Origin of the sequence: Cupriavidus sp. WKF15, from assembly GCF_029278605.1 — a bacterium.
Taxonomy (GTDB): domain Bacteria; phylum Pseudomonadota; class Gammaproteobacteria; order Burkholderiales; family Burkholderiaceae; genus Cupriavidus.
In genome coordinates this window covers 606,667-617,421 of sequence record NZ_CP119572.1, presented here as the reverse complement: position 1 = coordinate 617,421, position 10,755 = coordinate 606,667, and the positions used below count along the sequence as shown (strand labels likewise).

The following is a 10,755-nucleotide window of genomic DNA, read 5'->3' as shown; positions in this document are numbered from 1 at the left end:
ACGATGATGAATTCCCTCTCCCGCCTCCTCGCCCTTGGCGCGCCCGTGCCGCTCGCCTGCGCGCTGCTGCTGGCCGGCTGCGCCGTCGGCCCCGACTACAAGCGGCCCGATGCGCCGGTCTCGCCCGCGTTCAAGGAAGCGCCTGCCGATGCCGAAGCCTGGACCGGCGAGTGGAAGACCGCCGAACCGCGGGACACCCATGCCAGGCCGGAATGGTGGCAGGTGTTCGGCGACAGCCAGCTCGACGCGCTGATGTCGCAGGTGCAGATCTCGAACCAGAACATCAAGGCCGCCGAGGCGCAGTACCGACAGGCGCTGGCCTCGCTGCAGGCCGCGCGCGCCGGCTTCTTCCCGACGGTGGACGCGCAGGCCGGTGTGTCGCGCGCACGCGGCGCAAGCGGCAACACCATCAGCGGCCAGAGTGTCACCCTGAGCGCGAACTGGGAACTGGACGTCTGGGGCCGCGTGCGGCGCCAGGTGGAAAGCAGCGAAGCCAGCGCGCAGGCGAGCCAGGCGGATCTCGCCTCGACCCTGCTGTCCGCGCAGGCGACGCTCGCCCAGAGCTATTTCCTGCTGCGCGTGGCCGATGCGCAGAAGGCGCTGCTGGACCGCACGGTGGCCGATTACGCCAAATCGCTGCAGCTCGTGCAGAACCAGTACAAGGCCGGCACCGCCCAGCGCTCCGACGTGCTGCAGTCCGAAACGCAGCTCAAGAGCGCGCAGGCGCAGCAAATCGATATCCAGATCACGCGCGCGCAGCTTGAACATGCGATTGCGGTGCTGGTAGGCAAGCCGCCCTCGGAATTGACGCTCGGCCAGGCCGAATTCTCCAGCTCGCCGCCGCGCGTGCCGGTAGCCGTGCCTTCGCAGCTGCTGGAACGGCGGCCCGACATCGGCGCCGCGGAGCGCCGCATGGCATCGGCAAACGCGCAGATCGGCGTGGCGCAGGCCGCCTACTATCCCACGCTGTCGCTGTCGGCCAGCGGCGGCCTGACGGCGAGCACGCTGGCACGCTGGGTATCGCTGCCCGACCGCATCTGGTCGCTCGGCGCAGGGCTGGCCGGCACTCTGTTCGATGGCGGCCTGCGTAGCGCCGCCAAGGCGCAGGCCGTCGCTGCCTATGACCAGACCGTGGCCAACTACCGGCAGACCGTGCTGGGGGCGTTCCAGGAAGTCGAGGACAATCTCGCGGCGCAGCGGCTGCTCGAGCAGGAAGCGGTGGTGCAGAACGATGCGGTGCGGGCGGCGCGGGATGCCCTTTCGCTGGTCAACAACCGATACCGGGCCGGTACGGCCAGTCTGCTTGATGTGCTGGTCGCACAGACTACGGCTTACACGGCTGAGCGGACGGCGTTGACGCTGATGGGGCGGCAGTATACGGCTAGCGTGGTGTTGATCAAGGCGTTGGGCGGGGGGTGGCATCAGGAAGAGCCGGGATCGGGGGCGGCGCCGGCCGCTACGGTTGGGCAGCGGTGAATGGGTTGGGGTGGGATGGCGCTCTTGGCGGGCGTGGCTGTTTCGCCGGCGTAGCCGGAGAGTCACTTTTGTCTCGCGACAAGAGTAACCAAAAACGCGTTTTCGTGGCTGACGAACGGACCGTGGTGGTGAAGACGGTACAGGGCATAGCCAGACTGCCTGCCGCGTAGATGATCAGGATAGAGACGTCAGATGAGCGAACCCGGATTACTTGGTGGCCCCTCCTAACCATGCCGGTTGGACGCCTACGGCTGCGCTGCGCGCGGGTCGGAGTCTGGGTTTTTGGGCCGCGGGAGCCTGTCAGATTTTTAGTGTGCCGAGGTCATGAGACGATTACGGAAACGTCCAATGACCGACACGACAGTGAACAAGAAGAGCAAGAACCCGAAGGCACCGAAGCTGTTTCCCGATGAGCTGATCGATCAACTGCTGGCCCAGGTGCAGAGCAAGGATGCCGAGTCGATCCTGGGCGAATCGGGCTTGGCCGGCCAGCTCAAGAAGCAGTTGGCCGAGCGTATGCTCGCCGCCGAGTTGAGTCACCATCTGGATAACGAGGCCGAGCAAGGCAAGACCGGCAACCACCGCAACGGCACCAGCCCCAAGACGGTCCTGACGCCCAACGGTGAGCTGAATCTGGATATTCCGCGCGATCGGCAGGCGACGTTCGAGCCCCAATTGGTCGGCAAGTATCAACGCCGGCTGCCTGGCTTCGACGACCACGTCATCAGCATGTATGCGCGCGGCATGAGCGTGCGCGAGATTCAGGGCCATCTGCTGGAGCTGTACGGGCTGCAGGTATCGCCCGATCTGATTTCCACGGTCACCGACGAGGTGCTGGCTGACGTCGAGCAATGGCAGCAACGCCCGCTCGAGGCCATGTATCCGATCGTGTACTTTGACGCGCTACGACTGAAGATTCGCGACGAAGGCACGGTCAAGAACAAGGCGGTCTATCTGGCGCTGGGCATCCGCGCCGACGGCCGCAAGGAAGTGCTAGGTCTGTGGATCGAGCAAACCGAAGGCGCCAAGTTCTGGCTGAAGGTCTTCAACGAACTGAAGAACCGCGGCTTGCACGACGTCCTGATCGCGGTGGTCGACGGCTTGCGCGGCTTCCCCGAGGCGATCGAGGCGGTCTATCCGGCCGCGCAAATCCAGACCTGCATCGTGCATCTGATCCGCAATTCGCTGAATCTGGCGAGCTGGAAGGACCGTAAGCCGTTGGCTGCCGCGCTCAAGCCGATCTATCAGGCCGCCACGGCCGAGGCGGCGGCCGCAGCGCTCGACACCTTTGCGGGAAGTGAGTGGGGACGCAAATTCCCTACCGTCGCGGCCATGTGGCAGCGCCAATGGGAACAGGTGATTCCCTTCTTCGTCTATCCGCCTGAGGTGCGTCGAATCATCTATACGACAAACGCCATCGAGAGCATGCACATGCAGTTGCGCAAGATCGTCAAGAATCGCGGCCACTTCCCCAGCGACGAGGCCGCCAGCAAACTGCTGTATCTGGCCTTGCGCAACATCGAAAAGGATTGGAAGATGCCACCTATCACCTGGCGGCAAGCAGTCAATCAGTTCGCCATTCTGTTTGGCGAGCGATTCACCTCCGCCATGAGCTGAGATTTTTTAACCGACCTCAGCACACAAAATTCCTGACACCTCCGGCCGCGGCAATGCCTGGCCGCAAATCCTTTCCCGCAACCACCGAGCGGCTTTGCCAGGCGGGCGCTGTTTATGCCACACCAACTCGAGCGCTACCGGCCAGTCCTGCTCCTGGAACGCCAGCGGTGGCGACACCAGCTGCGCCGCCGCGGGTGAATTGGCCACTACGTGCCACGGAACGAATGCCCACCCAAGACCCCGCTTGACCAGTTCAACGATCACCCACTGGCTTTCAACCCACCAGACGTCGGACGCCACGCGCAGCCGCATCTTCTCCTCGCTGTCGGTGCGGGTCGCGACCATGAGCTGGCGGTGGCGCTTGAGCTCCTCCCAGTCGACGCGCTGGCCGCCCGCCAGCGGGTGATCGGGCGCGCAAAGGATCTTCATCGGTACCCAGCCCAGCGCGTGAAAACCCAGCGCCGGCGGCAGGATCTCCTGCCGCCACATGATGCCGAGGTCCGCGCTGCCTTCGAGCACCAGCCGGCTGACGTCTTCCATCAATGGGAACAGCAGCTCCAGCTCGACCGCGGGGAAACGGCCCGAGAATTCCTCGAGCAGCATCCCGAGCGCCTCTTCAGGGTAAAGCTCATCCACGGCAAGAACGAGCCGCGTCTCCACGCCCTCACTCAGGCTCATGGCAACACCACGGAAATGTTCGCAGCGTTCCAGGATCACGCGCGCTTCCGCCAGCAGACGTTCGCCGGCCGCGGTCAGCACGGGGTAGCGGCCGGAACGGTCGAACAGCGCGTTGCCGATATCGATCTCGAGGTTTGCCACCGCGGCGCTGATCACCGACTGGGCCTTGCCCAGCCGGCGCGCTGCAGCGGAAAAGGATCCCGTTTCGGCGGCTGCGGCAAAAGCCTGGAGTTGGTCGAGGGAAAGGGACATGGCGTGACTGGCCGGTGATGTATCGGTTTTGACGATACTACCTAACTTGGCATCCCCATCAAAGTCGATAGACTTCACGCCATCGAACACTTTGCAGGAGAGCCCCATGCGCAACACCCGTGACCGGATCCGCCACGCCGTCGGCTTTGAAGTCATCGGCCTGCTGGCGTTCGCGCCGCTTGCCAGCGTGGTGTTCGGCTACGAACTGCACCAGATGGGGCTGATCGGCGCGGTGGCCTCGCTGATCGCGGCGGGTTGGAACTACGTCTACAACCTGATCTTCGACAAGGCCATGCTTCGGTTCACCGGACAGCTGCGCAAATCGGTCGTCGTGCGCGCGCTGCACGCCGTCCTGTTCGAGCTTGGCCTGCTGGTGGTGTTCCTGCCGTCGGTGGCCTGGTACCTCGACATCAGCCTGGTCGACGCGCTCATCATGGACATTGCCGTGGCCGGCTTCTACATGGTCTACGCGCTGATCTACAACTGGCTCTACGACATCGCCTTCCCGGTGCCGTCGCTCAAGGCCGACCCGCTCAAGGCCGACCAGCGCGAGAGCGGCGCCGCGCTGGGCTGAACTTCCGGTCCCAACAAGACATCGTGTGGCATGCTCAGGGACGGTGCGCAAGACCACTATGGCTTTGACCAGCGCGGCGGCGTTATGCTGATAATCAAGAACAGCAACTGAAAACTGCTCAAATGAGCCCCGATCTGTCAGACGCCCCCGCCGCCATGCCGGCGCTTGCAGCAGCCGCCGCCGGTACGCCGAAAAGCACGCGTGCCGTGAGAACCCGGCGCAAGCCCCGCGAGCCGCTGGCGCCCGACCCCGCGGCATCCGGGACGGGGGCCGACGGCGGCTTCGACCCGCATGTGCCGGATATCGACTACGGCGTGCTCGACAGCCTGGTCGGCTACGCGATCCGCCGCGCGCAGATCCGCATCTACGAGGACTTCGTCGCCTCGCTGGCGCAATGGCAGATCACGCCGCCGCGCTTCTCGGCCCTCGTGATCATCTCGCGCAACCCGAAACTGAAGCTCACGGACCTGGCGCGCATCCTGGGTATCGCGCGCTCGGGGGCGGTCTTGCTGGTCGATGCCCTGGAAGAGATGAACCTGGTCGCGCGCCGCCCCGCCGCCGGGGATCGCCGCGCCTACAGCCTGGTGCTGACACCTGGCGGCAAGCGCACGCTCGAGGCCGCGAAGCAGGCCGTCATCGCGCATGACGCGCACGTGGCGTCGGCCCTGACCGAACAGGAACAGGCTACGCTCAAGTCGCTGCTGGGACGCCTGGCGCCACCGCGCACGCCATGATCGCCGGCCGGCGCAAGCCGGCCGGCGAGCGTGTCATCCGGCAGCCACCGGCCATGCGTTAACATGGCCGCCATGCCAAGAAGAATCACCCTGTTTTGCGCGGCCGCCGCCCTGCTGCTGGCCGCCGCCCAGCCACCCGTCCTGGCCCACCCGGCCAAGGCTGCCAGGACTTCCGCCACGACCTCCCCCAGCACGCGGGCCGATGCCACGCTGGTCCGCGCCGGCCTGCCGGCACAGGTCGCCACGGCGCTGCAGCGCGCGCATGTGCCGGCCAGCGCCGCCAGCTTCTACGTGGTCAAGATCGGCGCCCCGGCGGCGCGCGCGAGCTGGAACGCGCAGCAGCCGATGAACCCGGCCTCGACCATGAAGCTGGTCACCACCTTCGCCGGCCTGCAGCTGCTGGGCCCCGACTACCGCTGGCAGACTTCGCTCTATGCCGACAGCCAGCCGGACGGCTACGGCACGGTCAACGGCAACGTCTACCTGCGCGGACACGGCGACCCGAAGCTGGTGCCCGAGGAAATGGCCAAGCTCGTCGCCAGCGCGCGCACGGCCGGCGCCACCACCATCAACGGCGACCTGGTGCTCGACCGCAGCTATTTCGCCGATGGCCTGAACGGCAATGGCACCATCGACGGCGAGGTCCAGCGCGCCTACAACGTCGGCCCGGACGCGCTGCTGTACGCGTTCAAGACGCTGTCGTTCACGCTGACGCCCGACGACGCCAGCCGGTCCGTGGCGGTCTCGGTCACGCCGGCACTGGCGCAGCTGCGCCTGGACAATCGCCTGACGCTCACCAACGGCCGCTGCGGCGACTGGCAGTCGAGCGCCGCGCCGACCGTGTCGGCGCAGCCGGACGGCACGGTGCTGGCGTCGTTCTCGGGCGCCTATGCGAGCGATTGCGGCGAACACGTGCTCAATATCGCCGCGCTGTCGCACAGCGAATTCACCTGGGGCGGCTTCGTGGCCGAGTGGCAGGCCGCGGGCGGGCGCTTCACGCACCTGCCAGCGCTGCGCAGCGGCACTGTCCCGCGCGGCGCCGTGCTGCTGGCCCGGCACTATGGCCAGCCGCTGGGCACGATCGTGCGCGATATCAACAAGTTCTCGAACAACGTGATGGCGCGCCAGCTGTTCCTGACCATCGGCGCGGAAATGGACCGCGGCGGGCCTGCGAGCACCGCGCGCTCCACGCGCGTGGTGCAGCGCTGGCTGAGCCGCCAGGGCCTGGACATGCCCGGGCTGGTGCTGGACAACGGCTCGGGCCTGTCGCGCGAGGAACGCATCAGCGCCTATGACATGGCGCGGCTGCTGCAGCAGGCGGCGGCCAGCAATGTCGGCCCGGCCCTGCTCGATTCGCTGCCGATCCTCGGCGTGGACGGCACCCTGCGCAACCGGCTCACGCGCGCCAATGCCGCCGGCAATGCCTACCTGAAGACCGGCACGCTGCAGGACGTGCGCGCGCTGGCCGGCTATGTGGACGCGCTCAACGGCGAGCGCTACGTGGTGGTGAGCTTCATCAACCACCCCAATGCCTCGCAGGCGCAGGAAGCCCACGACGCGCTGATGCAGTGGGTGTATCGCGGCGCACCCTGAGGCACGCCTGGCAGCCGGTTCCACGGGCCGGCGTGGGGGCCAGCCAACGCTGGCCCGGATTTTGTTAAGTATCCGCTTACCTAAGCGACGTCCGCCCCTATAATGGTGCAATGCCGGCAGCCCCCCGCTGCGCCGGCGCCGTCCCGCGTTTCTCCCCCGACATTGCCCATGACTTCCCCCCAACCCTCGGCCTGGTTGCGACTCTGGCATCGCATTGCACCAGCCGAGCGCGCCGCGTTTATCGAAGGCGCGCGCTTTTTTGCGCCGTCGCTGCCCGCCGTGTTCTCGTGGGGCCTGGTCACGGGCGTGGCGATGAGCAAGTCCGTCATGACCGTACCCGAGGCCATCGGCATGTCGCTGCTGGTCTATGCGGGCTCGGCGCAGCTCGCGGTGCTGCCCCTGTTCGCGGCCGGCCTGCCTTTGTGGACGGTGTGGCTGACCGCGGCCATCGTGAACCTGCGCTTCGTGATCTTCAGCGCGGGCTTGCAACCGCATTTCAGCTATATGCCGCTGTGGCGGCGCACACTGCTCGGCTCCTTCAATGGCGACCTGCATTTCGTCTACTTCATGCAGCGCTACAGCACGCCGGGCTATGAACCGGGCAAGGAAGGCTACTTCTGGGGCATGGCGCTGACCAACTTCGCCATGTGGCAGACCTCGTCGATCATCGGCATCGTGCTGGCAAGCCTGTTCCCGGACAGCTGGGGCCTTGGGCTGGCCGGCACCCTGGCGCTGATCCCGGTGATGTTCGCCACCATCAATTCACGCTCGACGCTGCTGGCCGTGGTGGTGTCGGCCATCCTCGCGCTGCTGTGCTTTGACCTGCCCTACCGGCTGAGCCTGGTGGTGGCGGTGATCGGCGCTATTGCCGCCGGCATGGCCAGCGACGAACTGGCCGCGCGCGCGACGCTGCGCCGCATCCAGGACCGCAGGGCGCTGGCCCGGGCCGCGGTGGCCCCGCAGGCGGAACAGGGGGACCAGGCATGAGCCACACGGAGATCTGGATCGCGCTCGCCGGCATGGCCGTCCTCACCATTGTCACGCGCGCGCTGTTCCTCATGGCGGGCGAACACGTTACCGTACCGGACCGGCTCCAGCGCGCGCTGCGCTACGCGCCGGCCGCCGCGCTCGCGGCGATCATCCTGCCCGACCTGATGACCTGGCACGGCCATTTCACGCTGGCGCCTTCCAACTACAAGCTCGTCGCCGGCGTCAGCGCGGCGGTGTTCTACCTGTTCACGCGCCGCATGGTGGGCATGATCGCGGCGGGCATGGCGGTCTACACCGCGCTACGCCTGCTTGCCTGACGGCGGCTGCCCGGCGCCCAGCACCACACCAAGCCGCGTCAGCAGGTGCGCCAGTTGCGCCTGCGTGCCGGTGCCGGTCTTGGTGAAGATCGCCTTGAGCTGGGTGCGGCTGGTTTCGCGCCGGATGCCGAGCTGCTCGCACGCCTCCGGCAGGCCGATGCCTGTCGTCAGCAGCATGGCCAGCCGGATCTCGGCAGGCGTGAGTCCATATAGTTCGCGCAGCACGCCGGCAATCCCCATCGCCGGGGCGCCGGCCTCATGCACCGCGACCAGCACGGCCGGCTGCTGCCAGTCGACCGCAAGGTGGTGCGCCGCCGGCAGCGGCAGCACCACGACCTGGGCCTCGCGGCCATCGGGGCCGGTCGCGCGCAGGGCCTGCGCCGGCTGGGCAATGACCGGGTCTCCGGCTGCGCGCAGCACCTCGGGGAACGGTCGCGACAGGCGCCATTCTTCGGCCCTGGCAACGGTGGCGCCGCCACCGACGCCTAGCGCCGCAACGGGCAGCAGGCGGCGGCTCCACGCCTCGCCGGAATGGTTCGCGAGCAGGACCTTGCCGTCCTCGGCAAAGACGATCACCGCGAATGGCAAGCGCTCCAGCAACTCGGCCGAGACATGCGCAAGCGTCGACACCTGGCGCGTGCGGTCGCGCAGCGCGATGGCGTGGCGCACGTGCGGGATGGCCCAGTCCAGCGCGCGGGCATCTTCCGGCGAGTAGCGCTCGCCGCCTAGCGGCCGCTGCAACGACAGGAACACCTCATAGTGCGGCTGGCGCTCGATCAGGCAAGCCATCAGCGACGACAGGCCGTATTGCCGGAAGAATTCGCCATAGAACGGCAGGCTGCGCATGGCCTGCTCCCCAAGTTCGCGCGCGTCGATATACCAGTTGCCCACCGTGAGCTGCGACACGAACGGGATCGCCGGGTCCAGGGCCTCGTAGTAGTCGCGGTAGGCGGCGACCTCTTCGGCCACCGGGTTGACCACCTGGTTGACCAGCACGCGGTCGCGCACCGTGTCGCGCACCACCAGCGCCGCATGCACGCTGCCGCTGGACTGGCACAGCGCGGCGAGGCTGCGCTGCCAGGCATCGGCATCGAAGATGCCCTGGTAGAGCGCGCGAATGGTCTCGTGCATCTCGTCTTCGTTCATGCCTTCCCTTCTTGTTCTTGTCAGGGCATCTGCAATCCTGGCGGGGTCAGCCCCCTGCCAGCGCCGCCGCCAGCCGGGACAGCAGGTGCGAAAGCTGCGCCTGGCTGCCGGTGCCGGTCTTGTGGAACACGGCCTTGAGCTGGGTACGGGCGGTCTCGTGACGGATGCGCAGTTGCTCGCTGACTTCCGGCAGGCCCTGGCCGGTCGCGAGGGCGGTGGCAAGGCGGGTCTCGGCCGGCGTGAGGCCGTACAGCTCGCGCAGGACGGTGCCCAGCATCGGCGGCGCGGCGCCGTCCTCATGCACGACCACGAGCGCGGCGGGCTCCTGCCATTCGGCGGCAAAGGCGTGCGCTGGCGGTAGCGGCAGCACGATCACCTGCGCGCTGTTGCCGCGGCCGTCGGTGGCGCACGCGGCCTGCGCCGCGGTAGCGCGCTGCGGGTCGCAGGCGGCCTGCAGCATGTCGCCGAACGGGCGCGACAGGGTCCATTCCGACACCTTGCCGGCCGGGTCCAGGCGCCGTGCCCACTGTTCGCCGGCGCGGTTGCTCATCAGCACCTGGCGGCGCGGCGACATGACCAGCAGCGCGAAACTCAGGCGCTCCACCAGCTGCGACGACAGGCTGGCCAGCGCCGACAGGCTCTGCGTGCGGTCACGCAGGGCGATGGCGCCGCGCATGTGCGGGATCACCCAGGCCAGGCCGCGCGTATCGCCGGTCGAAAACACCGGCTGCGACGTGGCGCGCTGCATCGAGAAATAGACCTCGTAGTACGGCTGGCGCTCGACCAGGCAGGCCACGTAAGAGCGCAGGTCGAACCGGTTGAAGAACTCGCGGTAGAACGGATGGCGCGCCATGGCGCCCGGGCCGAGGTCGCGTGCGTCGATATACCATTCGCCAGGTTTCAGGCGCGGCGCGAACTGCTTGGCCGGATCGATGGACTGGAACTCGGCTTCGTACTCGGTAAACAGCTCGAGCACCGGATTGACGATCTCGTTGACGCTGACCTGGTCGCGCACCGTGTCCCACACCAGCATCGACGCGTGCGCGGCACCTGCCATCTCGGTCAGGGTGCGCAGGCTCCTCTGCCACGCACCAGGGTCAAGAATACCCTCGTACAAGCCACGGATCGCACCGTGCATGTCCGCTTCGTTCATCTGCTTCCCCTGCACTCTCGACGAATTGCCCGCCCGGCATGCTTGTGGCTTGCCCGGCAGCTTATTGTTGTTATGGCCGTTATAGACCGGCTCTGTGATTTCGCGTGTCTGACGGTGCAGACGTTATGTACATTACCCCACTCGGGGCACAAGGAGGATATACGCCGCACCCCGCTTTCGTGGGGGACGATGTCGACCATCAGACACTGCGCGGCGTGCTTGTGC

10 protein-coding genes are annotated in these 10,755 nt (G+C 67.1%); 7 read left to right on the top strand and 3 right to left on the bottom strand.

All coding sequences use genetic code 11. From position 1 onward, the window contains the following. The first annotated feature begins 6 nt into the window (after positions 1-6). Together CupriaWKF_RS02960 and CupriaWKF_RS02955 are read left to right on the top strand one after the other, a co-directional pair. Complete coding sequence (locus CupriaWKF_RS02960) at positions 7-1,476, top strand: efflux transporter outer membrane subunit (RefSeq protein WP_276100648.1); 1,470 nt, start codon at positions 7-9, stop codon at positions 1,474-1,476. Between the two features lie 348 nt (positions 1,477-1,824). Beyond that, positions 1,825-3,093 (top strand): IS256 family transposase, encoded by a 1,269-nt coding sequence (locus tag CupriaWKF_RS02955; RefSeq protein WP_276098122.1) that lies wholly within the window; start codon positions 1,825-1,827, stop codon positions 3,091-3,093. A gap of 6 nt (positions 3,094-3,099) precedes the next feature. On the opposite strand, the gene CupriaWKF_RS02950 is transcribed toward CupriaWKF_RS02955, so the two are convergent. Beyond that, positions 3,100-4,023: a LysR family transcriptional regulator gene (locus CupriaWKF_RS02950; protein WP_276100647.1), complete on the bottom strand. Its 924-nt coding sequence runs from the start codon at positions 4,021-4,023 to the stop codon at positions 3,100-3,102. 106 nt (positions 4,024-4,129) lie between these two features. Here CupriaWKF_RS02950 and CupriaWKF_RS02945 point away from each other — a divergent pair, with 106 nt between their 5' ends. The 5 genes from CupriaWKF_RS02945 (at position 4,130) to CupriaWKF_RS02925 (ending at position 8,231) form a co-directional block, all read left to right on the top strand. Beyond that, positions 4,130-4,597: a PACE efflux transporter gene (locus CupriaWKF_RS02945; RefSeq protein WP_276099552.1), complete on the top strand. Its 468-nt coding sequence runs from the start codon at positions 4,130-4,132 to the stop codon at positions 4,595-4,597. Positions 4,598-4,719: 122 nt separating this feature from the next. Further along, positions 4,720-5,331 (top strand): MarR family transcriptional regulator, encoded by a 612-nt coding sequence (locus CupriaWKF_RS02940; RefSeq protein ID WP_276099551.1) that lies wholly within the window; start codon positions 4,720-4,722, stop codon positions 5,329-5,331. A 63-nt stretch (positions 5,332-5,394) separates the two neighbouring features. Then, complete coding sequence (dacB, locus tag CupriaWKF_RS02935; protein ID WP_276099550.1) at positions 5,395-6,924, top strand: D-alanyl-D-alanine carboxypeptidase/D-alanyl-D-alanine-endopeptidase; 1,530 nt, start codon at positions 5,395-5,397, stop codon at positions 6,922-6,924. A gap of 168 nt (positions 6,925-7,092) precedes the next feature. Continuing rightward, positions 7,093-7,911, top strand: coding sequence for an AzlC family ABC transporter permease (locus CupriaWKF_RS02930; protein ID WP_276099549.1), 819 nt, complete (start codon positions 7,093-7,095; stop codon positions 7,909-7,911). Continuing rightward, positions 7,908-8,231, top strand: coding sequence for an AzlD domain-containing protein (locus CupriaWKF_RS02925; protein WP_276099548.1), 324 nt, complete (start codon positions 7,908-7,910; stop codon positions 8,229-8,231). The genes CupriaWKF_RS02930 and CupriaWKF_RS02925 overlap by 4 nt, the downstream gene beginning before the upstream one ends. On the opposite strand, the gene CupriaWKF_RS02920 is transcribed toward CupriaWKF_RS02925, so the two are convergent. Together CupriaWKF_RS02920 and CupriaWKF_RS02915 are read right to left on the bottom strand one after the other, a co-directional pair. Beyond that, entirely contained in the window at positions 8,214-9,377 is a 1,164-nt protein-coding gene (locus tag CupriaWKF_RS02920) for a helix-turn-helix transcriptional regulator (protein WP_276099547.1), read from the bottom strand. The genes CupriaWKF_RS02925 and CupriaWKF_RS02920 overlap by 18 nt on opposite strands. A 46-nt stretch (positions 9,378-9,423) precedes the next feature. Next, a complete protein-coding gene (locus CupriaWKF_RS02915; protein WP_276099546.1) occupies positions 9,424-10,530 on the bottom strand; it encodes a helix-turn-helix transcriptional regulator in 1,107 nt (368 codons plus the stop codon). Between the last annotated feature and the right edge of the window lie 225 nt (positions 10,531-10,755).

What these genes read in the sequence shown, in the direction of transcription:
- CupriaWKF_RS02930 (WP_276099549.1), top strand. Translation starts at nt 7,093, where the DNA reads ATGACTTCCCCCCAACCCTCGGCCTGGTTGCGACTCTGGCATCGCATT.
- CupriaWKF_RS02945 (WP_276099552.1), top strand. Translation starts at nt 4,130, where the DNA reads ATGCGCAACACCCGTGACCGGATCCGCCACGCCGTCGGCTTTGAAGTC.
- CupriaWKF_RS02920 (WP_276099547.1), bottom strand. Translation starts at nt 9,377, where the DNA reads ATGAACGAAGACGAGATGCACGAGACCATTCGCGCGCTCTACCAGGGC.
- dacB (WP_276099550.1), top strand. Translation starts at nt 5,395, where the DNA reads ATGGCCGCCATGCCAAGAAGAATCACCCTGTTTTGCGCGGCCGCCGCC.
- CupriaWKF_RS02915 (WP_276099546.1), bottom strand. Translation starts at nt 10,530, where the DNA reads ATGAACGAAGCGGACATGCACGGTGCGATCCGTGGCTTGTACGAGGGT.
- CupriaWKF_RS02925 (WP_276099548.1), top strand. Translation starts at nt 7,908, where the DNA reads ATGAGCCACACGGAGATCTGGATCGCGCTCGCCGGCATGGCCGTCCTC.
- CupriaWKF_RS02955 (WP_276098122.1), top strand. Translation starts at nt 1,825, where the DNA reads ATGACCGACACGACAGTGAACAAGAAGAGCAAGAACCCGAAGGCACCG.
- CupriaWKF_RS02960 (WP_276100648.1), top strand. Translation starts at nt 7, where the DNA reads ATGAATTCCCTCTCCCGCCTCCTCGCCCTTGGCGCGCCCGTGCCGCTC.
- CupriaWKF_RS02950 (WP_276100647.1), bottom strand. Translation starts at nt 4,023, where the DNA reads ATGTCCCTTTCCCTCGACCAACTCCAGGCTTTTGCCGCAGCCGCCGAA.
- CupriaWKF_RS02940 (WP_276099551.1), top strand. Translation starts at nt 4,720, where the DNA reads ATGAGCCCCGATCTGTCAGACGCCCCCGCCGCCATGCCGGCGCTTGCA.